Raw genomic sequence first — 21380 nt, forward strand, 5'->3', positions numbered from 1 at the left:
TCCAGTCTTCTCAGGTGCTTCCGTCCGACCGGGGCGGCTGCAGCCCGAGTGGTCTTCATGTTCCTTTTCAGCACGCCGAGCGCCCGCGAGACAACGCCCGCCAATCCGGTCGTCAGCGCCATCAAGGAGGGCGCCGACCGGACCGGTGCCGGTTTCGACTATCTGCTGAAGACGGCGCAACGCGAATCCTCGCTCGAGCCGGATGCCAAGGCACGCACGTCGAGTGCGACCGGCCTGTTCCAGTTTATCGAGCAGACCTGGCTCTCGATCATGCGCCAGGAAGGCCCGAAGCAGGGCATGGCCAATTATGCCGGCGCGATCAGCGAAAGCGAGAATGGCCGTCTGACCGTCGCCGACCCCGCCATGCGCGAAAAAATCCTGCAACTGCGCAACGATCCGCAGGTCGCTGCCGTGATGGCCGGTGCCCTGACCCAGAAGAATGGCGAGCAGCTCGGCGCGGCGCTCGGCCGCCAGCCGCATGCCGGCGAGCTCTACATCGCCCATGTGTTGGGCGCGCGCGGCGCCAGCGACCTGATCCGGACTGCGAGCAGCGATCCCGGCCGATCCGCCGCCAGCCAGTTTCCGGAGGCGGCCGCGGCCAACAAGGCGATCTTCTTCGACAAGAGCGGCCGGGCGCGCAGTGTCCAGGAGGTCTATGGCGTGCTCGCCGCGAGCCATGCCAACACCCAGGTCGCAGCCTCGACCGGCGCCATGCTGGCACAAGCCCGTCCCAATGGGACGAGCGCGACGGCCTATGCGTCCGAGCCGGCGGTGGTGCCGATCGCCGCCGCGCTGGCACCGGGGCGCGCCAAGGGGCTGATCGGACTGTTCTCGACCGAGGGGCCGCGCACGCCGGTCTCTAAGGCCGTCGCCAATCTCTGGACGACGCCGCGCAGCGGCGAAGCCTCGCGCGCCATCGATGCCGATCCGGCCGCCCGCTACTTTCCGCGCCGCAGCGCCGCGGCAGAGGGCGAGGTCGCCGCAAAGCCGGCTGCGGCCGGCGAAGCCCAGGCTCCTTCCCCGGCGCCGATCGCGATGCGCGCGCCATTGCCGCCGGCGCGGCCACGCGAACTCGCCGCCGACAGCCAGCCGGCAGTCGCGACGGTGACGGACAAGGCGGCGCGGGCATCCTCGCCCCGCCGCGGCCCGCTCGATCTGAGCGCCTTCATGACGCATGGCAGGCGCGGATGATCGTACGCCGTTTTCTTCTCTGGGCCCGTACCGCTCCGGCCGAGGCGCGTGCCGCCGGCGCCGCGGCCCTGGCCGGTGCCTATCTGCGCTCGGCCATGTCGCCGGAGGACCGGCGCGAGGCCGAGACGGCGCTGATCTCGCTGGTCGACGATCCTTCGCCGCTGGTTAGGCGGGCGCTGGCCGAGGAGCTTGCCGGGGCGACCGGCGCACCGCGCACCCTGGTGCTCGCGCTGATCGCCGAGCAGAGCGACATCGCCGCCCTGCTGCTGGCGCAGTCGCCGGTGCTCGGCGAGGCTGATCTCGTCGATGCGGCGGCGGTCGGCGACGGGCTGGCCCAGCGCGCCATCGCGCAGCGGCCGCATCTGCCGGTCAGCGTCGCGGCGGCGCTCGCCGAGGTCGGTGTCGAGGAGGCGCTGCTGGCGCTGCTCGCCAATCCGACGGCCGAGATTCCGGAATTCTCGCTGGAACGCATTTTCGAGCGCGAGGGCGAATCCGGGGCGATCCGCGAGGCGCTGCTGGCGCGACTCGACCTGCCGACCGGCCTGCGCCAGTCGATCGCGGCCAAGGTCTCGGATGCGCTCGCCGCCTTCGTCACTGGTTGCGGTTGGCTGACCGAGGAACGCAGCGCAAGGCTCGCGCGGGAAGCGACCGAGCGCGTCGCGGTGGCGCTCGCCGCCGGCGGCGAAGACAGCGATGCGCCGGCGATCGTCGAATGCTTGCGCGAGAACGGACGGCTGACGCCGGGGGTGATCCTGCGCTCGCTGCTGAGTGGCGAGCCCGCTTTGGCGGAAGCCGCGTTCGCGACGCTGTCCGAGCTGCCGCTGGCGCGCGTACGGGCGTTGCTCTGGGACAGGAACGGCTCGGGGCTGAAGGCGCTCTATCGCAAGGCGGCGATGCCGGCCGTGCTGCTGCCGGCCTTCGCCGCGGTCGTGGCAGCGCTGAAGCGCGGCGGCCATGCCGCCGCCTCCGGCGCGAGCGGCATCAACCGGGCCTTGCTCGCCGAGGTGCTGATCGCCTGCGATGGCCTCGAAGGCACCGAATCCTATGCGCTGATGGCGCTGCTGCGCCGGCTCGATGCGGAAGCGGCCCGCGAGGAGGCGAGGGGGCTCGCCGATTCGCTTGCCGACGATGCCGCTCTGGCGCTGCTGGTCGAGGCCGATCCGCAGTTCCTGGTGGAACTCGATCTCGGCGACCTGCGCGAGGTCGCGTAGCCGAGAGTGCGTCATGCTCGGGCTTCGCCCGAGCATCTCAGGCCGGAAGTGGCTCCGGCCTGCGCCTTGCCTTCCCGAGACACCCGGGTCTGCGCTGCGCTTCGCTTCGCGCGGGAATGACGGCAGCCTCAATACCCGAACTGTTCCCGCAATATGCGCTCGTCCAGGCTGTGTCCGGGATCGTGCAGCATGACGAGGTCGAGCGAGCGGTCTATCGCGATCGCGACCGAGGCGACGTTGTCGATCTGGATGTGGTCGGCAACGGCGCTGACCGGGCGCTTCTGTGCCTCCAGCACCTCGATCGTCACCTGCGCCTGATCGGGCAGCAGCGCACCGCGCCAGCGTCGCGGCCGGAAGGGCGAGAGCGGCGTCAGCGCGAGAAGCGGCGCGTCGAGCGGCAGGATCGGCCCGTTGGCAGAGAGGTTGTAGGCGGTCGAACCGGCCGGCGTTGCGAGCAGAACGCCGTCGGCGACGAGTTCCTCGAGCCGGACCTGGCCATCGACCGAAAGCCGCAGCTTCGCAGCCTGATAGGAGCGGCGGAGCAGCGAGACCTCGTTGATGGCGCGGGCCTCGACCTTGTGGCCGTCGCGGTCGATGGCGGTCATCACCAGCGGGTGCACGATGCTGCGCTGCGCCGCCTCGAGCCGCTTGCGCAGGCCGCGCTCCTTGAACTCGTTCATCAGGAAGCCGACCGAGCCGCGATTCATGCCGTAGATCGGCTTGGCGGTGCCCATGAAGCGATGCAGCGTCTGCAGCATCAGCCCGTCGCCGCCAAGGGCGACGACGACATCCGCCGCCGCCGGATCGGCGTCGCCATAGCGTTCGACCAGCTTGGCGCGAGCGGCCTGGGCCTCCGGCGTCTCGCTGGCGACGAAGGCGATGGTCCCACTGCGTTCGGTCATCGTGGAAACACTTCAGGCGAGCGCACGCGCTGCGCGAAAACCCGTGCCATTCCTAGCGCCATCCTCCCTGCCGCCGGTCGAGCCCTGCCATAGCATGGGCCAGCCGCGGATCGCGAGCCATGGCGCTGAAAAGAAACGGCCGGGGCGAGTGCCCCGGCCGGGAAGTTCGTGTGGCAGGCCGCGGCGACCTCAGATCGCGCTGCTCCACTGCACGGGGACGAGTTCGAAGCCGTTGCCGTCCTTGGCGATATGGCCGGTGGCAGGGAAGGGCGCGTGGTAGAACGCGACCTGCATCTTCTCGGCCGAGACCATGTCGAGCAGCTTGCGGCGGGTGGCGGCCGCCTGCGGGCCGTCCATATCGAAGACCGCCGACCAGTCGGGATTGCGGACGAACAGCGCCGGGTGGTTGGTGGTGTCCGACATGATCATCAGCTTGCCGGAGCCGGAGGCGACCGCGAAGACGGTGTGGCCGGGCGTATGGCCGGGGGCGGCGACCGCGGTGATGCCCGGCAGGATCTCCTTGCCGGCCTCGAACTGCTTCACGTCCTTGGCGACCGGGCCGAAGACGCGGCGCACGCCGGCGAAGGCGCCCTTCATCGCGTCCGGGGCGGCATTCATCTTGGCGTCGTCCATCCAGAACGCCCATTCCGCGGCCGGGACCATGACCTCGGCATTGGGGAACATGGCGGTTCCGTCCTTGAGCCGGAAGCCGTTGATGTGGTCGCCGTGGAAATGGCTGAACACGACCGAGGAGACATCCTTCGGGTCGAAACCGGCAGCGCGGAAATTCTTCTGCCAGGCGCCGGAGGTCGGCGCGCCGGAATCGCCATTGCCGGTGTCGATCAGGGTTAGCTTGCCGCCGGCCTGGATGGCGAGGGTGGTGAAGGTGATCGAGAGCGCGTCGCTCGGCAGATAGGCCTGCTCCATCGCCTTCTTGACGTCGGCGAGCTCGGCATTGCGGACGAAGCCTTCGAGTGGGCGCCTGGCGAAGCCGTCATTGATGGCGGTGACGGTGATGTCGCCGACCTTGTAGCGATAGAAGCCGGGATTCTGGTTCACGGGCGCTCCTTGGGCATGGGCCGGCGCGATGCCGAAGGGCAGGTCGAGGGAAGAAGCTGCTGCGAGCGCGCCGGCACCCGCCATCAGAGTGCGGCGCGAAAGGTCCAAACGGGTCATGAACGGGCTCCAACCGGTGAGTGAGGGCACGCCTCCCCCGGTGGCGCTGCCCGCCAGCCGGAATCGTGTCCTGGGCTGGGCTCAGCCTGAGCAGCAAACTAGCCGGAGGGGCGGAGGCTTCAACCGTCGCCGGTTGGCGCAGGGTCAACTTTCCGTGATCTTGCCGCCGCGCGCCGCAAAGGCCTTGAGCAGGGCGGCGCAGAGGGCGAGGGAGGCGAGCGCGCCCTGGCCGCTCGAGCCGGCGACGAGCGCCTCGAAGGACTGCTCCTCGGCGACGATGGAGTGCAGGCTCCAGTTCCAGTCGGGCGCCTTCTGCCTGAGCACGCTGACGGCGACGTCGATCTCGGCGCTGATCTTGCCGATCGCCTTCCAGAGCGCGCCCTGCTGGTAGATGCCGCCCGGCGGCGTGCGCGGCCCGGCCAGCAGCGTCGGCTTGCGGCGGACGGTGAAGCCCAGCGCCTCGTAGATCTCGGTGTCGAGATTGCGGTCGGGGCGACCGGTGGTTTCGCATTGCTGTGCGAGAGCCAGGAGCTTCTCGCGCCGCTCGGCAGGGGTCATCGTTTCGAGCGCTCCGTTCTTGCCGCGCCAGGGCTGTTTCGGCCGAGCAATTTCCGGGCCGATTCAGCTGGAACCTATGGCCGTTGCGCCCGTACGCCAAGCCGGCGCTCGCCGCGCCGGCCGCGCGGCGGCCCGGCTGGCCTCTGCGGCGAGGCCGGAGCCTAGCTCCCTGCCGTCTCGTCGGCGGCTGCCTTGTCGAGCATGGCGACCGTCTCTTCAAGGCTTTCCTTGACGCCGAGCATGAAGTCCTTGCCGAAGCCGATGATCGTGTCCGGTGGCTCGCCCTTGTGCGTGTAGACGACGCTGACCTGGGCCGGATTGACGTAGACGGGCTTGCCGTCGATCGGCGAGGTGAATTTGCAAAGCTTCGGCATGGATCCGTCTCCGGGCGATTCGAGCGGCAGAGCTATACGATGGCGCGCGGTGCGGGCGAACCTGCGGCGACGGAGGGGCTCACCAGATCGTGTGTCCTGCGGGTTCGGTTGCGCCGGGGTACCCATTCTTGTGCCGGATGCTGCGCCCGCTACCCCGTTAGAGCTGATCAGGACGATATCGGCGCTGCGATTTTTGGTATCGAGCGGAACGGCAACGAAATCATGCCCGCTCCGCCTTGTCGGCGAGGCAATTCGGTGCGGCGAATGCTCTCCATCCGCCGCTTTAAGAAGATGTAAATTTTTGCTGTTACCTCCAACGAGGGGGTTACGTTGTTCGATCGTCCTACTATCGTGAATAATCCTCGGGTGTTCGGAGGTCGTCTCGTCCTAATCCTGCGCAGCTGAACGGTGAACGTCGCTGCCTTACCCTACGCATGAGGGCTATTCGCAACACCGCGCAAGCAAGTGCGCGGCGTGCTGTTTTTACGGTTGCGTCAAGGTCCGGCGCTGTCGGAGAAGTAAGTGTCAGGAGGAGCGCCCATGCCTTCAACTCGATCGGATCGCATGCTTCGTTGCAGGGAGCTGCGGCTCGTGCTGTTGGCGGGAACGGCGTTGAGCCTGGCGCCGATGACGAGTGCTCTGGCGCAGGACGCGACCTGGGTCGGTAGTCCCCTTCCCGGTGGCGGCGAGTTGTCGACCGGCACGAACTGGACCCCGGTCGGGGTTCCAAGCGGGACAGGGTTCTTCGGCACGTCGACCGCGACAGGGCTCACCAACGCCGGCAACACCACGCTCGGCGGCTTCACCTTCAATGCCGGTGCCGACGTCTATACGATCACCAACAACAACAGGCTGATCTTCACCGGCGCGGGCATCGTCAACAATTCGGCCCAGACGCAGAGCTTCGCCAACCCCACCGCTGGCGTCAGCGTCATGGAATTTCAGGTTGCTGCCAGTGCCGGCAACGCGGTCATCACGAATGGCGGGAACCTGAATTTTCGCGGCACGGCGACGGCCGGGAGTTCGAACATCACGAACTCGAACATCATGCACTTCGTCGATTCGAGCACGGCCGGCAACGCGACGATCAATAATCAATTTGACGCGGACTTCTATTTCTCGAGCAATGCCGGGACTGCGAACATCACGAATTCCGGTCTCATGATCTTCCATGACACCAGCAGCGCGGCGAACGCGACCCTCACGGTCACTGGTGCCGGTGACTTGCGGTTCGAAGGATCAAGTTCAGCCGGGAATGCAACTATAACGAACGGACATATTCTTACCTTCTTCAATAATAGTACCGCTGGAAATGCTGAGATAACAAATAATGCTGGCCAGACCGTTGCGTTTCGCGACAGCAGCACGGCCGGAAATGCTGTCATCGTCAACAATGGTGGTCTGAATTTCGTCCAGAACGCCACGGGCGGAAACGCGACCCTGGTGACCAATTCCGGGGGGATCACCGATTTCTCGTTCAGCACCGGGCCGAACAATGACGGCCGGCTGAGCGCCGGCTCGATCGCGGGCGCTGGTTCCTATGTGCTCGGCACCAATGAGCTGACGGTCGGCGGTAACAACAGCTCGACGCTGGTCAGTGGCGTGATCAGCGGCAGCGGTTCGCTGGTGAAGACCGGCACGGGCACGCTGACGCTTTCGGGGACCAACACCTATGCAGGCGGGACCACGATCGCTGGCGGAGCCGTCAGCATCGCGGCCGATGCCAATCTCGGCGCTGGGGGGGCGCTGACGCTGAATGGCGGCGTGCTGCAGGTGACCGGGACCACGCTGACGCAGCTTTCGCGCAATGTCGTCCTCGGCACCGCCGGCGGCGGCTTCGATATCGCCGATGCCGGCAACGCTTTTGCCGTGACGCAGCCGCTTTCCGGGCCGGGGGCGCTTTCCAAGGCCGGGGCGGGCACTTTGGTCCTGAGCGGGGCCAATGTTTACACCGGCGCGACGACGGTTGCAGGCGGGACGTTGCGGGCCGGCGCTGCCGGCGCGTTCTCGGCGGCCTCGGCCGTCACGGTCGCTTCGGGCGCGTCGCTCGATCTCGCCGGCTTCAACCAGAGCATCGGCTCGCTCGCCGGCGCCGGGGCGGTGACGCTCGGCGCGGGCACGCTCACCACCGGTTCCGATGGCAGCTCCACCACTTTTGCGGGCGCGATCACCGGGACGGGCGGCCTGACCAAGGCGGGAGCGGGCACCTTCACGCTGAGCGGCACCAACGGCTACTCGGGCGCGACGACGGTTGCGGGCGGGACGTTGCGGGCCGGTGCGGCCGGCGCGCTCTCGGCGGCCTCGGCCTTCACGGTCGCTTCCGGGGCTGTGCTCGATCTCGCGGGCCTCAACCAGAGCATCGGATCGCTGGCCGGAGCCGGTGCCGTCACGCTCGGCGCCGGCACGCTCACCACCGGTTCAGACGGCAGCTCGACCAGCTTTTCCGGTGCGATAAGCGGCACGGGCAGTCTGACCAAGGCGGGGGCGGGCACCTTCACGCTGGGCGGAGCCAACACCTACACCGGTGCGACGACTGTTGCGGGTGGAACGCTGCAGGCCGGGGCCGTCGGCGCTTTCGCTGCCGGCTCGGCCTTCACCGTCGGATCCGGTGCGGTGCTCGATCTGGCGGGTTTCAACCAGACGGTTGCTTCCTTGTCCGGCAGCGGCACGGTTGCGCTCGGCGCGGGCACCCTGAGCACGGGCGGCGATGGCAGTTCCACCACCTTCTCGGGAGCGATCAACGGCACGGGCGGCCTGACGAAGACCGGCTCGGGGACCTTTTCGCTCAGCGGAACGAGCGGCTATTCCGGTGCAACGACGATCGCTGGCGGGACGCTGGTGGTGAACGGCTCGATCGCCAATTCGGCGGTGACGGTTGGCGCAGGCATCCTGGCCGGCACCGGCACGGTCGGCGGCATCGTGGTCGCGGGTGGCGGCACGGTGGCGCCCGGCAATTCGATCGGGACGCTCAATGTCGCCGGCAATGTCGCCTTCGCGCCCGGCTCGGTCTATCAACTCGAGATCAACGCGGCTGGCCAGGGTGACCGGATCAATGCCACGGGGCTGGCGACGCTGTCGGGCGGCACGGTTCAGGTGCTGGCCGCAGCCGGCAATTATGCGGCGGCGACCAGCTATACGATCCTCACCGCCGCGGGCGGGGTCAGCGGTCAGTTCGCCGGCGTCTCGTCGAACTTCGCCTTCCTGACGCCGACCTTGGTCCATGGCGCGCAGGATGTGGTGCTGACCATGACCCGCAACGACACCGGCTTCGGTCCGGATGGCGGTGGCAACCGCCCCTTCGTCGCGGTCACCCGCAACCAGGGCTACATCGCCAATGCGGCGGAGCGTCTCGGCGTCGGCAACCCCGTCTACGACACGCTGGTCTCGGCGACGGCGGCGGAGGCGCGGGCCGGCTTCGATCTGCTCTCGGGCGAGGCCCATGCCCAGGGCGTCGCGGTCGCGGTCGGCGAAAGCCGGCTGGTGCGCGAGGCGGTGCTCGGGCGCCTGCGCGGCTCGCTGCTGCCGGTTGCGGGTGGTGAGATCGCGGCCGGCTTCTCGGCCGATCTGCCGAGCTCCAAAGGCCCGGTGGTGATGCCGGCGCCGCGGCTCGACGAGCGCTTCACCCTCTGGGGCGAGGCGTTCGGCGCCCATGCCAACACCGATGGCGACGGCAATGCCGCTTCGCTCTCGCGCCGCACCGGCGGCGCCGTGGTCGGCGCCGACATGAAGCTCTACGACAGCGGCTTGAGTTCGCTCAGGGTCGGCATCGCCGGCGGCTACACCCGCTCGGATTTCGACGTCGATGCCCGGCTGTCGAGCGGCCGGCTCGAGAGCGGCCATGTCCTCATCTATGCCGGGGCGCGCCATGGCAATTGGCGGCTCGATGGCGGCGTCGGCTATTCCTTCGGCGAGACCAATCTGACCCGCCAGGTCCGGATCCGCGGCTTTGGCGACACGCTGCGCTCGGAGCGTGATACCGACGTGCTGCAGGCCTTCGCCGAGCTCGGCTACGCCTTCCGCTTCCAGAGCTTCGCGCTCGAGCCCTTCGCCCAGATCGCCCTGCTGCGGGTCTCCTCCGGCTCGGCGATCGAGCAGGGCGGGGCGGCGGCGCTGCGGGTCGCCTCGCAGGACCAGTCGCTCGGCTTCACCACGCTCGGCCTGCGGGCCGAGGCGCAGCTCGGCGCCATGCCGCTCTTCGCTCGCGGCCTCGTCGGCTGGCGCTACGGCTTTGGCGACCTCACTCCGCAGGCGCTGACCGGCTTCGTCGCCGGCACCACCCCGGCCCGGGTCTACGCGGCGCAGATCGACCGCAACGCACTCGTCGCCGAGGCCGGCCTCGACTGGCGCGTCAGCAAGGCGACGACGGTCGGCATCGCCTACTCCGCAGCGATCGGCGAACGCACCAGGGACCACGCCCTCAAGGGGCGGCTCGAGGTCAGGTTCTGAAAGTGATCGACCGGTGCCGAGAGGCGCCGGTCGTGCTTTGGGCCTAACGTCCGCTGCGGGCGGCGTAGGCGACCCGGTTCCTGGCGCGCTTATGGCCGTACCAGGAGATTTCGCGATCGCCGACATCGGCGTGGATCAGCCCGTTCGAGTAGGAGCCGACGCCGCCGGTGCTCGCGAGAGCCTTGGTGGCTGCGACGGCCTTGCGGGTCGAGGTTGCGAGCGGGCGGAAGTCGATCGCGTTGCCGCGGTAATGCTGGGAGCGCCTTGCATGGCGGCCGCCGCAGGTCGAGGTGATCTGGATCGGACCGATCTGGGCAACGAGCTCCTTGATCATCGCCAGGGTTTCCGGCTGGAGGCAGGCTAGTCCTTTGACCTGCGGTTGAAATGAGACCTTATCGATGGTGGTGTTCGCCTGGGCGTAAACGGGTACGGATGCCGCAACGAGTGCAGCCAAAACAACGCGACGCATGCTCTACTCTACAAGGGGGAATGGAAGCTCAGGCCACCAAATCCTGGTCTGGCCGAACCGTCTCGCCGGTGCATCTAGATTTGGCACAAGGCGAAAAGATGGCTGCGCCATAATTCCGATACAGAAGGCGCAAGGCGAGAGCTGGAAACGGACGCGCGAAAGCGCTCTCCCAACCGCCAATGCCGGCTGGTAATCAGGGGTGATCCAGTGAGGATTTCAGGGCGGCGCGAACGCCAGCGAGCTTGCCAAAGCTGCGGGCACAGGAATGGCGCCGGAAACCGGCACGCACAGCATAATCGCTAGGCTCAGTCTGGGATTTTTCCGGCATGAGCCGGGGAGCATGGTGCCGGCGGAGAGGATCGAACTCCCGACCTTCGGTTTACAAAACCGCTGCACTACCGCTGTGCTACGCCGGCTCCGGCGCTGCGGTACCAGCCCGGCGCCGCGAGAGCAAGCGAGACCGTGCCGAAGATGCGATGGACGCGGCGCTTAAGGCTGGAGCGGCGTCGGAATGCAGCTCGGCTGAAACGGCCTTGCCGCCAGCCTGCGCTCCGGCTGCCACTCCCGCTCGCTGCCGAGATGGCGACTTCGTCTTCCCTCTGCGTTGGCTTCAGCGCCAGATGCTCCATGTGAAGAGAACACCGACGATGAAGGACAGTGCGGTCGAGATCGCCCAGATCAGCGTGCCCGCGGCTACGATGGCCGTCACAAGATTGATCAAGACTTTGTCTTTCAAGCCGAACAGCGAGCACCACCAGGCAATCAAGTTCTTCACGCGCAGCCTCCTGCAGGCTGGCAGAGAGCGATGGCCTGCGTCGAAAACTCTATAGGGCGCAGATGTTAAGAAGAGCCGGCGCTATAGCGCGTCGCATCGACTTCCGGTCGGCAGGTCATCTTCCGCTGGCTTCAAGCATTCGCCGAGACTGTGCCGACCCATTGCTGTCTCCAACAAAAAAGCCCCGCCACGAGGGCGGGGCTCGGCAGCCGGCGGTGCCGGCCGATCGTAAAGCCGATCAGTGGTCGTAGGTCATGATGTCGCGATCCTTGGTCTCGGGCACGAAGAGCATGCCGATGACGAAGGTCATCATCGCGATCACGATCGGGTACCAGAGGCCGTAGTAGATGTCGCCGGTGCCGGCCACCATGGCGAACGAGGTCGCCGGCAGCAGGCCGCCGAACCAGCCGTTGCCGATATGGTAGGGCAGCGACATGCCGGTGTAGCGGATGCGGGTCGGGAAGAGCTCGACCAGGGCGGCGGCGATCGGGCCGTAGACCATCGTCACATAGATGACGAGGATGGTCAGGATCGCGATGACCGTCAGCGACTGGCCGCCGAACAGCGCGCCCATGAAGCCGGTCTTGACGATGCGGGCGTCGCCAGCCGCCGGATAGCCGGCAGCGACGGCTTCCTTGGCGATGTTGGCGGCGAAGCTGGCGTCGATCGCGACTTCCTTGCCGTTGACCGTGACCTTGGCCGGGGTGCCGGCCGGGGCCGGAGCCTGGGTGTAGACGATCGCCTGCGTGGCGAGCGTGCGGCGGGCGATGTCGCAGGGCTGGGTGAAGGTGCGCACGCCGACCGGATCGAAGACCGAGCCGCAGGTGGCGGGATCGGCGACGACCTGGACCTTGACGTTGGCATGGGCCGCGGCGAGGCCGGGGTTGGCGGCCTTGGTGAGGGCGCCGAACAGCGGGAAGTAGGTCAGCGCCGCGATCAGGCAGCCAGCAAGGATGATCGGCTTGCGGCCGATCTTATCCGACAGCGCGCCGAAGACGATGAAGCCGCCGGTGCCGAGGATGAGCGACCAGGCGATCAGCACGTTGGCCGAGTAGAGGTCGACCTTCAGGATGCTCTGGATGAAGAACAGGGCGTAGAACTGGCCGGTGTACCAGACGACGGCCTGGCCGGCGGTGAGGCCGAACAGCGCGAGCAGGGCGATCCTGGCGTTCTTCCACTGGCCGAAAGCCTCGGAGAGCGGCGCCTTCGAGCCGGTGCCTTCTTCCTTCATCTTCTTGAAGGCGGGGGATTCCTGCATCTGCATGCGGATCCAGACCGAGATCGCCAGCAGGAAGATCGAGGCCAGGAACGGGATGCGCCAGCCCCAGGCGGTGAACTCGGCCTCGCCCATGGTGGTGCGGATGCCGAGGATGACGATCAGCGAGAGCAGCAGGCCGAGCGTCGCCGTGGTCTGGATCCAGGAGGTGTAGAAGCCGCGGCGGCCGGGAGGGGCGTGCTCGGCGACATAGACCGCGGCGCCACCATACTCGCCGCCGAGCGCGAGGCCCTGCAGCATGCGCAGGATGATCAGGATGACCGGGGCGATCCAGCCGATCGAGTTGTAGCTGGGCAGCAGGCCGACCAGGAAGGTCGAGGCGCCCATGATCACGATGGTGACGAGGAAGGTGTATTTGCGGCCGATCAGGTCACCCAGGCGACCGAAGAAGAGCGCGCCGAAGGGACGGACGAGGAAGCCGGCGGCGAAGGCGAGCAGCGCGAAGATGGCGCGCGTGTTCGGGTCGAAGGCCGAGAAGAAATGCGCGCCGATCATCACGGCGAGCGAGCCGTAGAGATAGAAATCGTACCATTCGAAGACCGTGCCCAAGGAGGAGGCGAGGATGACTCGCTTCTCTTCCTTGGTCATCGGGCGTGGGCCGGCGGCCCCCGATGCCTGTGCAATGCTCATGATCCGCTCCCGTAGTTCGTTCCCCCGGCGCAGCGGACCACCCGCTACGCCTCCACGCCGCCTTGCAGCGGTCTTTGCGTTGGAGCCGGGCGTTGCCGACTCACCAAAGGCCCTAGAAAAGACAAGTTTGATGGGGAACGAATGAGCCCACAGCCCCCAAGCTTCAAGCAGGCACTTGGTCTTGCACCAAAGGGTGTAAGACTAACGACTCATTAACGGGTGAGGCCTGCTTTCCGCCGTCATCCGGCGCCCGACTCGCCTTCCCGGCATAAGGCGGCTAGCGTCTCCTTCCAGCGGCGATTCCGAAGGACAGGAGGGGAGCGACATGGTCGGCATCCCGGTTTTCCGTCTGGCCTGCATTGCGGGCGGCCTGCTGGCACTGGGCTCGAGCGCCTTCGCGAGGCCCGCAGGTGGTCCCGCCGCTCCGGCGGGGGTGCGAGCGCCGGCCCTGGCCTCGGCGGCGCAGGCTCGCCCGTTGGCGATGCCGGGGCGGCCGTTCCAGGGAGGCCCGCGCGGACGCGGCTTCCATCGTCCGGGCTATGGTTATGGCCTCGGCGGCTACTGGCCGGGGTTCTACGATCCCTCGCCGCGACTTTCGGTGCGGACCAGCCAGCCGGACTATCGCTTCGAGCGCGCCGAACCGTCGATCCCGGTCGCCGTCGGCATCCCGCGCCCGCCCGTGGCCGATCCGGTGATCTACCGGATCGAGGGGGAGCGCGGCCGGCAGGTCGTCCGCGTCATCCGGATCGGCGCCAACGACGTCCTGCCGCTCGAAACCGGCGAGCGACGCGTCCCGGCCGGGAAGCGCTGAGCGGGCTCAGCGCTGCCGTGTTGCGGCGTAGAGCGCGATCGCGGTGGCGTTGGAGACGTTGAGGCTCTTGATCACGCCGGGCATGTCGAGCCGGGCGAGGTGGTCACAGAGCTCGCGGCTGCGCTGGCGCAGGCCCTTGCCCTCGGCGCCCATGACCATGACGAGCGGGCGGTGCAGGGCGACGTCGTCGAGCGAGACATCCCCTTCCGAGTCGAAGCCGACGCGCAGGAAGCCGCGCTTGCCGAGCTTGTCGAGCGCGTCGCCAAGGTTCTTCACGGCGATCAGCGGCACATGCTCGAGCGCGCCGGAGGCTGATTTGGCGAGCACGCCTGTCGCCGCCGGCGAATGGCGGATGGTTACGATCACCGCCGCGACGGCGAAGGCCGCCGCCGAGCGCAGGATGGCGCCGACATTGTGCGGGTCGGTGATCTGGTCGAGCGCGAGGACGACGGCATCGTCCGGCAGCGTGTCGAGATCGGGCGAGGGCAGGGGATCGCAGACGAGATAGAGCCCTTGATGCACGGAATCAGGCGTCAGAAGGCGGTCGATCTCGGAGGGGCGCACCAGCTCGGGCGCGATCGGCAGTTCGCCGATCTCCTCGCCGAGGCGCTTCAAGGCGTTCTCCGTGACCAGCAGCTTGCGGAAGCGCCGGCGCGGATTGCGCAGCGCCTCGATCACCGGATGGGCGCCGTAGAGGATCGCCTCGTCGATATCGCCCGGGCGATGCGGCGGCGGACCATCCTGGCGCGGGCGGAAGCTGCGGCCGGAAGGCTTGCCGGTTGGGCGCGGGCGGAAAGGGGCGGGCATGGGAACTCCCGAATTGTCGAGCGTCTGCCCTGCCACGATGCGCCGCGCTTGACCAGTCCGGAGCAAGGCGCGCTGCCGATAGATGTCACCGACGCATGGGAAACAACGATGACCGACGACGACAACGCCTTCTTCGTGATCACCGGCGGGCCGGGAGCCGGCAAGACCACGCTGCTGGCCGCGCTGGCGGCAGCGGGCTATGCGACCGCGCCGGAAGGCGGGCGGGCGATCATTCGCGACCAGATGGCGATCGACGGGCCGGCACTGCCCTGGCGCGAGCGGGCCCTGTTCGCCGAGCTGATGCTGGGCTGGGACATGCGATCGCATGCCGAGGCGCGCGATCGCGGCGGCATCGTGCTGTTCGACCGCGGCGTGCCAGATGTCGCCGGCTATCTCTCCCTGTCGGGGCTCGCGATCCCCGCGCATCTGGAGCGGGCGGCGCGGCAGGTGCGCTATCGCCGGCTGGTCTTCGCGGCGCCGCCCTGGCGCGCGATCTTCGCCGGGGATGCCGAGCGCAAGCAGGATTTCGCCGAGGCCGAGCGGACTTTTGCGGCAGTGACGCGTGCTTATCGCGCCTTCGGCTACGAGCCGGTCGAACTGCCGCTCGCCAGTGTCGCCGAGCGTGTCGCCTTCGTCAGGGCGCGAATCGCTGAGGCAGGCTGAGACACTCGCGTTCCGCCGCGCGGCGATCGGCGTTATTCTGGTCTTCCACTCCGTTTTCCGGGAGAGGGCCTATGGACGCGATGCCGGAAGCCGGGGCGATGCGCACCGGGCGGACGCTGAACCATCTGACGCCGGGGCGCGAATGCGGCGATTGCGTCGCCTGCTGCGAGGTGCTGCGCATCGTCGATCCCGAAGTCGGCAAGCCGGCCGGGGTGATGTGCCGTCACAATACCGGCAAGGGCTGCGGCATCCATGCGACGCGGCCGCAGATCTGTCGGAGCTGGTTCTGCCTGTGGCGACGAATCGACGCGATGCCGGACGAGGCGCGGCCGGACCGCTGCGGCGTGATCTTCTGCCTGGAAGGTGAGGAGAGCCACCCGAACCCGTTCGCGCGATTCTGCGTGGTGGCACGCCCGATCGGTAGATCGCGGGCCTTGCGCAGCCCGATCGTGCGGGAGGTCATCGCGATGTTTGTCCGCCAGGGCACGCTTCCGGTCTGGCAGCATCGGCACGGGGTGCGGACGCTGATTTATCCTCCGCCCGATCTCGCCGATGCGATCGAGCGGCCGAAAACCACGCCATTTCAGGCCCTGGTGCCGGCGGCGACGGCCTGGTTGCGCCAACACGGAGCGCCGCGAGTGGTGGACTGAAGCGCATCTCGTCGCTGATCATTCGTTTTAGGCGTTGACAGGCGGGCGGCCTCTCACCATAAGTCCGGCCGCGCCTGCCGCCCTTCACAAAAGTGAAACAGCGGCTGCGGCCGGCCTTCGGGCCAGCCAGCGAAACGGCGGGGGAATGTCCCGAGCGGCAAAGGGGGCGGACTGTAAATCCGCTGGCTATGCCTTCGCAGGTTCGAGTCCTGCTTCCCCCACCACCTTCGTCCTGCGGGACGAGGAAAGGCGCGCCTTCCTGAAAGACGCGCCAGACGACCATGCGGTGACAGCGCAACGCTTTCACCGCGACGCCTGCGGCCCTTGCCGGCAGCTGGCGATGACGGGTTGACACCGGGCCGCGCGATGCGGAACTTGTCGCCCAGCGCGGGTGTAGCTCAATGGTAGAGCAGCAGCCTTCCAAGCTGAATACCCGGGTTCGATTCCCGGTACCCGCTCCATCGCCCTTCTGTTCGATTCCAAAGAGATAGGCCGGAAGCTCGGTCAGCCATTCCAACTCATATGGCTGATGACTGGGATCGACCTCCAGCTTCCGCTCGAATCATCTTCCGTTGCGGCTCTCCCCGATCAGGCGGGCGTCGCCGGTTCGCCGAACCCTCACCGGATCGACAAAGGTTGCCGGTCGAGAAGAGCTTGTGCGAGCGCTCGATTGAGCTAGCCGTCCCGGCGCCGACATCTGCAGGGCTCGCGCTGCCGGGCGAAGATCTAGACACTTCGGAACCGGCGCATGTCGCAGCGACCGCTTCGCCTCTCGAACATTCAAACTGAGAGGAAAGCTGCAGCGTTTCCCTAACCGTAATTGAGGTTCGAAGCTCTCGCGCTGCCGTAAGGGCCCGGCATGTAAGCTTCCTGTAAGTCAGCCACCGTACACATGCCCCATCGAAACGACGCAAGTGATGGAGCAGAGCGATGAACACCAAGCGCGACAACGTTGCTTTGAATGACGAGGCCCTGGATGCCGTGAGCGGCGGCTTCAACCTCTACGACTCCATCTGCAACATCGGCGATACGGTCGAGAAGTCCATTCAGTCGGGTGTGGAGCTCGGGATCTACGCCGGTCCGCCCGGGGTTCTGGCCGGCGCTTTCGGGGGGGCCTTCTACGGCGCCCTGGACGGCGTCAAAGCCGAAGCGGCGAGCGCGGCGGGCGAGGCGGTCGACGCCCTGCGGAAAATGGGCCGCTGAATTTTCTTGCACGCTTCAGTTGGTCCGCGGTGGGTTGACGCTCGGCGCGGGCCAACGAACGACTAGCCCGTCATAGTGCTCGATCTCTGATCGAAGCTTCGCCGTTGCGGCGCCGGCTCTGTGGCCTTTACGCCGCTTCCGGCGCTCGTCGTCAGCGCCACATGCCTCGCATCTTGGCGCGCACGTCGATCTTCGGCCCGGTCGACGCGGCCCGTTCGCCCGCAGGTGCCGCCAGGGGCCAGGCCCGGCGCTCGAAATGCTTCAGCAGGCTGTCGGGGATGAAGCGCGTGCGTGCTGCATAGACGTGCCGGTCGCCGGTGGAGGACTGGCCGTGTGTGAAGAAGCGCTGCGGCACCATCAGGTGCAGATCGTCCTTGGCCCGGGTCATGGCGACATAGAGCAGGCGCCGCTCCTCCTCGAGCTCGTCCTTTGAGCCGGCGCCGAGATCGATCGGCATGCAGCCATCGACGATGTTCAGGACGAAGACCGATTTCCATTCCTGCCCCTTGGCCGAATGGATGGTCGAGAGGATGAGATAGTCCTCGTCGAGATGCGGCACGCCTGCCTGGTCGCTCGTCGCATCCGGCGGATCGAGTGTCAGCTCGGTCAGGAAGCGTTCGCGCGAGGGATAGCCGCCGGCGATCTGCTCGAGCTGCAGGAGGTCGGCCTGGCGTGTGGACGCATCTTCATGGATGCGCTCCAGATGCGGCTCGTACCAGAGCCGGGCGCGCTCGATCTCTGCCGGCCAGCCTGATCTGCCCGAGCGCAAATGCTCGATCGCCTCGACGAACGAGGACCAGTCTTCTCCGGCACGCGGTGGCGCGGGAGCGTCGCGCAGGGTCTCTATACCGTCCGGCGCCTGTGCCAGATGCTCGATGACGCGCTGGGCCGAGGTCGGGCCGACCCCGGGCAGGAGTTGCATCACGCGAAAGGCCGAGACGCGGTCGCGCGGGTTCTCGACAAAGCGCAGCAGCGCCAGCAGGTCCTTGACGTGCGCGGCGTCGAGGAACTTCAGCCCGCCGAACTTCACGAACGGGATATTGCAGCGGGTCAGCTCGATCTCGAGCGGGCCACTATGGTGAGAGGCGCGGAAGAGCACCGCCTGCTGTTTCAGCGTCGTGCCGGCCTCGCGGTTCTCCAGCACCTTCTGCGCGATGAAGCGCGCCTGGTCGGCCTCGTCCCGGACATTGACCAGTTCGGGCGCCGCGCCGGCGGCCCGGTCGGTCCAGAGGTTCTTGGTGAAGCGCTCGGCGGCGAGGTCGATCACGGCATTGGCGGCCGAGAGGATCGCCTGCGTCGAGCGGTAGTTCTGGTCGAGCGTGATGATCTCGGCCGGCGGCGAGAAGGCCAGCGGGAAATCGAGGATGTTGCGGACGGTTGCGGCGCGGAAGGAATAGATCGACTGCGCATCGTCGCCCACCACGGTCAGCCCACGGCCATCGGGCTTGAGCGCCAGCAGGATCGACGACTGCAGCCGGTTGGTGTCCTGGTACTCGTCGACCATGACATGGTCGAAGCGCGCACCGACATCGGCAGCGAGGTCGCCATCGGTCATCGCCTGGGCCCAGTAGAGCAGCAGATCGTCGTAATCGAGCACGTTCTGCTGCTGCTTGGCCTCGACATAGGTCGCGAAGAGCTGCTTCAGCTCGTCGGCCCAGCCGATGCACCAGGGATAGGACAGCCGCAGCACCTCCTCGATCGGCTGCTCGGCGTTCACGCAGCGCGAATAGATCGACAGACACGTCCCCTTGGTCGGAAAGCGCGCCTCGGTCTTCGAGAAGCCGAGCTCGTGCCGGACGAGGTTCATCAGGTCGGCGGCGTCCTCGCGATCGTGGATCGTGAAGGCGGGGTCGAGCCCGATCTGCTCGGCGAGGTCACGCAGCAGCCGCGCCCCGACGCCATGGAAGGTACCGGCCCAGCTCAATGCGTCGACTACAACGCCGGCACCATCGCCCATCACCTTGCGGGCGATGCGCTCGACCCGGCGCGTCATCTCTGACGCCGCACGCCTGGAGAAGGTCATCAGGAGGATGCGCCGCGGGTCGGCGCCGCAGACGAGCAGATGGGCGACACGATGTGCCAGCGTGTTGGTCTTGCCCGAGCCGGCGCCGGCGATGATCAGGACAGGCGGTGCAGGCGCCGCGTCTCCGCCATGGGACACAGCGCGCCGCTGGGCCGGATTGAGGCCGTCGAGATAAACGTGTGCGTTCATGCGTGATTCGATCTGCTGTGAGCCGAGGGCAGCACGAAGCGCCCGGCCGCGGCAATGTCGGATGACAGAAGGAGTGGCTTCGATTGCGAGTCGTGCTTGACTCGCTCCTTCCGTTTGTTCTCATTATGTTCTCATAAGCGAGAGCGAGAACGATGTCATCAGCCGAGCCGCAGGCGGCGCCGGAGCGCGACGAATTGGAATGGGAACTGGTCGAGCTCGTCGAGGAGCATGGCAGCGAGCGCGCGGCCTTACGGGCGCTTCTGCACGACTTCCATGTCCTCTTGGCGGATGCTGATCGTTCGGTCTCGCGCGGCTTCCTGCGTGGCGCATTCTCTGCCGGAGCCCGCCCGCTGGCCTGCGACGATGAGCGTGAGCTGCCGCCGCCAGCTCCGGGACGGACGGGAGTAGCTAGCGGAATCGAGGCGGATTGCGCCCGCCGGTCAATCGCAGCAACATGATCTCACGGCGCCTCGCACGGGCGACCCTTAGGATCTCAGGACGACGGAGCGGACGGCAATACGAGGGAGGCGGGCATGGCCGGCGACCTGGACTTGCTGATCGGGAAATGGACCGTGAGGGTCAAAGGCTGGACCTGGGAATACGAGTTCTCCCAGGGCGGCAAGGTCGCATGGCGCGACAGCAGCGGGCCGGACAATGGCTCCGGCAGCTGGTCGGCCAACGCCAAGCTGGTGAACATCGCCTGGAAGGATTCCACGACAATCGAAAGCTGGCTGCGGCCGCTGACCCCGAGCACCGACCGGACCTGGTATGAATCGAGCTATTATCGCGGCAAGTACAAGATCCTGAAGGCCGCGACGCCCGGCTTCGCCCCGCCTGCGTCGAAGATGCTGGCCGAGCCTCCGGCGATCTACCAGACGAGCCTCTATTGCTGGGCGGCCGGTGCAGTCTCCTGGCGTCGCGTCAAGGGCAAGGGCAAGAGCACAGAGAAGGTCGACGATCTCGTCGCGGAATATGGCGGCTATCTCAACTCAGACGGTTCGCTCCCTGAGGGCGAGCCGGACGACCCGTCGGCGCAGAAGGGCGGTATGAAGGCCGTTTTCGGCAAGCTGGGCATCGGCATCCAGAGCCTGCCACGGAAGGATTTCACCTATGACTACGTCTTCGGGAAGCTGAAGGCCAACGGCCATTTCCTGCTGATGGCGACATCCTTCGGCGAGATGGGCCACACCTATGTGGTCTATGGCGTCGGGCAGCCAACGCAGGAGCATTTCAGCGTCTTCGACCCGCTGCAGGGCCATGGCTACAAGAACAAGAAGTTCAGCGATCTGACCGGTGATTCCGTCTATGTCGGCTTCGGCATGTGAGACGCGCCGGCCCGGCGGAAGCCGCCTCGGCGGGGCCGAGGCGGACCGTCGCAGGCCTTCGCCGCTCAGGCGTCGGCGGCTTGCGCCTTGTGGCCGTCGAGATGGCCGAGGTCGCGGGCCGGGTCGAGCCGGTCGCGGACGCGCTGCTTGAGCTGCTTCACGTCCGGGAAGCCGCCATCGACCGTCCGGTCCCAGATCAGCTCGCCGTCATAGTGGATCTGGAAGATGCCGCCGGTGCGCGGGATCAGCACGACCTCGCCGAGATCCTGGCCGAAGGTTTGCAGCAGCTCCTGCGCCATCCAGGCCGAGCGCAGCAGCCAGTTGCACATGCTGCAATAGGTGATGGCGATGCGGGGCAGGGGCTTGGTTTCGGGCTTGGTCTCGGTCATGGCGAAAAGGCTCCGGAAAGGCGCCACGGCGGCGCCGGTCGGGAGGGTTCTGCGCCCATGGCGCCGGCTTGCCAAGAATAGCGGCTGCAATGCCGATGCGCCGGGGAGCGACAGGCGCGGGCGCGGCATGGTGCGGGGCCGGCAGGGCCAGCTTGCATCGTCAGCCAAAAACCCCTAATTCGACCGCGCTTTCCGGCCCGCGAGGCCGCCTTCGAGGATAAAGGTGTCATGGCCAAAGAGAAGTTCTCCCGCACGAAGCCGCACTGCAACATCGGCACGATTGGTCACGTCGACCATGGCAAGACGTCTTTG

General features: G+C 67.2%; 19 protein-coding genes, 3 tRNA genes and 1 pseudogene. 12 read left to right on the forward strand and 11 right to left on the reverse strand.

Annotated elements, in window-relative coordinates; translation table 11 throughout:
* Window positions 1–57 precede the first annotated feature (57 nt).
* Window positions 58–1191 (forward strand): hypothetical protein, encoded by a 1134-nt coding sequence (locus tag DK26_RS00785; protein ID WP_083532876.1) that lies wholly within the window; start codon window positions 58–60, stop codon window positions 1189–1191.
* On the forward strand, window positions 1188–2402 hold the full coding sequence (locus DK26_RS00790; RefSeq protein WP_066467347.1) for a DUF2336 domain-containing protein: 1215 nt from the start codon (window positions 1188–1190) through the stop codon (window positions 2400–2402). Before DK26_RS00785 ends, DK26_RS00790 begins: the two co-directional genes overlap by 4 nt.
* A 128-nt stretch (window positions 2403–2530) precedes the next feature.
* Here the strand turns inward: DK26_RS00790 and DK26_RS00795 are convergent, their stop codons facing one another.
* The 4 genes from DK26_RS00795 to DK26_RS00810 form a co-directional block, all read right to left on the reverse strand.
* On the reverse strand, window positions 2531–3304 hold the full coding sequence (locus DK26_RS00795) for an NAD kinase (RefSeq protein WP_066467349.1): 774 nt from the start codon (window positions 3302–3304) through the stop codon (window positions 2531–2533).
* A 189-nt stretch (window positions 3305–3493) separates the two neighbouring features.
* On the reverse strand, window positions 3494–4480 hold the full coding sequence (locus tag DK26_RS00800) for an MBL fold metallo-hydrolase (protein ID WP_083532877.1): 987 nt from the start codon (window positions 4478–4480) through the stop codon (window positions 3494–3496).
* Between the two features lie 144 nt (window positions 4481–4624).
* A complete protein-coding gene (locus tag DK26_RS00805; protein ID WP_066467351.1) occupies window positions 4625–5038 on the reverse strand; it encodes a hypothetical protein in 414 nt (137 codons plus the stop codon).
* A 161-nt stretch (window positions 5039–5199) separates the two neighbouring features.
* Window positions 5200–5412: a hypothetical protein gene (locus tag DK26_RS00810; RefSeq protein WP_066467353.1), complete on the reverse strand. Its 213-nt coding sequence runs from the start codon at window positions 5410–5412 to the stop codon at window positions 5200–5202.
* A 564-nt stretch (window positions 5413–5976) separates the two neighbouring features.
* Between DK26_RS00810 and DK26_RS00815 the strand changes: the two genes are divergently transcribed.
* A complete protein-coding gene (locus DK26_RS00815; protein WP_184231756.1) occupies window positions 5977–9858 on the forward strand; it encodes an autotransporter domain-containing protein in 3882 nt (1293 codons plus the stop codon).
* Window positions 9859–9901: 43 nt separating this feature from the next.
* On the opposite strand, the gene DK26_RS00820 is transcribed toward DK26_RS00815, so the two are convergent.
* The 4 genes from DK26_RS00820 to DK26_RS00830 all read right to left on the reverse strand — a co-directional run bounded on the left by DK26_RS00820 (window position 9902) and on the right by DK26_RS00830 (window position 13008).
* The gene (locus DK26_RS00820) at window positions 9902–10192 is read right to left on the reverse strand and encodes a DUF882 domain-containing protein (protein WP_066467357.1); all 291 of its coding nucleotides are present in this window, start codon (window positions 10190–10192) and stop codon (window positions 9902–9904) included.
* Window positions 10193–10668: 476 nt separating this feature from the next.
* Window positions 10669–10743: transfer RNA gene (locus tag DK26_RS00825), tRNA-Thr, on the reverse strand.
* 194 nt (window positions 10744–10937) lie between these two features.
* The gene (locus tag DK26_RS28815) at window positions 10938–11102 is read right to left on the reverse strand and encodes a hypothetical protein (protein WP_157089440.1); all 165 of its coding nucleotides are present in this window, start codon (window positions 11100–11102) and stop codon (window positions 10938–10940) included.
* Between the two features lie 238 nt (window positions 11103–11340).
* A complete protein-coding gene (locus tag DK26_RS00830; protein WP_066467359.1) occupies window positions 11341–13008 on the reverse strand; it encodes an MFS transporter in 1668 nt (555 codons plus the stop codon).
* A 325-nt stretch (window positions 13009–13333) separates the two neighbouring features.
* Between DK26_RS00830 and DK26_RS00835 the strand changes: the two genes are divergently transcribed.
* On the forward strand, window positions 13334–13819 hold the full coding sequence (locus DK26_RS00835) for a hypothetical protein (protein WP_066467364.1): 486 nt from the start codon (window positions 13334–13336) through the stop codon (window positions 13817–13819).
* A gap of 6 nt (window positions 13820–13825) precedes the next feature.
* Here the strand turns inward: DK26_RS00835 and rlmB are convergent, their stop codons facing one another.
* Window positions 13826–14626, reverse strand: coding sequence for a 23S rRNA (guanosine(2251)-2'-O)-methyltransferase RlmB (gene rlmB / locus DK26_RS00840; RefSeq protein WP_083532879.1), 801 nt, complete (start codon window positions 14624–14626; stop codon window positions 13826–13828).
* A 108-nt stretch (window positions 14627–14734) separates the two neighbouring features.
* Here rlmB and DK26_RS00845 point away from each other — a divergent pair, with 108 nt between their 5' ends.
* From DK26_RS00845 to DK26_RS00865, 5 genes are all read left to right on the forward strand, one after another.
* The gene (locus DK26_RS00845) at window positions 14735–15289 is read left to right on the forward strand and encodes an AAA family ATPase (RefSeq protein WP_066467365.1); all 555 of its coding nucleotides are present in this window, start codon (window positions 14735–14737) and stop codon (window positions 15287–15289) included.
* Between the two features lie 71 nt (window positions 15290–15360).
* On the forward strand, window positions 15361–15939 hold the full coding sequence (locus DK26_RS00850) for a hypothetical protein (protein WP_066467366.1): 579 nt from the start codon (window positions 15361–15363) through the stop codon (window positions 15937–15939).
* Window positions 15940–16078: 139 nt separating this feature from the next.
* Window positions 16079–16163, forward strand: a tRNA-Tyr gene (locus tag DK26_RS00855).
* Between the two features lie 163 nt (window positions 16164–16326).
* Window positions 16327–16400: transfer RNA gene (locus tag DK26_RS00860), tRNA-Gly, on the forward strand.
* A 469-nt stretch (window positions 16401–16869) separates the two neighbouring features.
* On the forward strand, window positions 16870–17142 hold the full coding sequence (locus DK26_RS00865) for a hypothetical protein (protein ID WP_066467367.1): 273 nt from the start codon (window positions 16870–16872) through the stop codon (window positions 17140–17142).
* Window positions 17143–17293: 151 nt separating this feature from the next.
* Here the strand turns inward: DK26_RS00865 and DK26_RS00870 are convergent, their stop codons facing one another.
* The gene (locus tag DK26_RS00870; protein WP_066467371.1) at window positions 17294–19354 is read right to left on the reverse strand and encodes an ATP-dependent helicase; all 2061 of its coding nucleotides are present in this window, start codon (window positions 19352–19354) and stop codon (window positions 17294–17296) included.
* Window positions 19355–19506: 152 nt separating this feature from the next.
* Between DK26_RS00870 and DK26_RS28820 the strand changes: the two genes are divergently transcribed.
* Both DK26_RS28820 and DK26_RS00875 read left to right on the forward strand, forming a co-directional pair.
* On the forward strand, window positions 19507–19812 hold the full coding sequence (locus DK26_RS28820) for a hypothetical protein (protein WP_157089441.1): 306 nt from the start codon (window positions 19507–19509) through the stop codon (window positions 19810–19812).
* 75 nt (window positions 19813–19887) lie between these two features.
* Window positions 19888–20679: a hypothetical protein gene (locus DK26_RS00875; protein ID WP_066467373.1), complete on the forward strand. Its 792-nt coding sequence runs from the start codon at window positions 19888–19890 to the stop codon at window positions 20677–20679.
* A 65-nt stretch (window positions 20680–20744) separates the two neighbouring features.
* Here the strand turns inward: DK26_RS00875 and DK26_RS00880 are convergent, their stop codons facing one another.
* Entirely contained in the window at window positions 20745–21068 is a 324-nt protein-coding gene (locus DK26_RS00880; RefSeq protein WP_066467375.1) for a SelT/SelW/SelH family protein, read from the reverse strand.
* Window positions 21069–21296: 228 nt separating this feature from the next.
* On the opposite strand from DK26_RS00880, the pseudogene DK26_RS29235 reads away from it, so the two are divergent.
* Window positions 21297–21380 (forward strand): annotated as a pseudogene (locus DK26_RS29235) (elongation factor Tu); the annotation flags it as partial.

The organism is Allobosea sp. WAO (assembly GCF_001509835.1).
Lineage (GTDB): Bacteria > Pseudomonadota > Alphaproteobacteria > Rhizobiales > Beijerinckiaceae > Allobosea.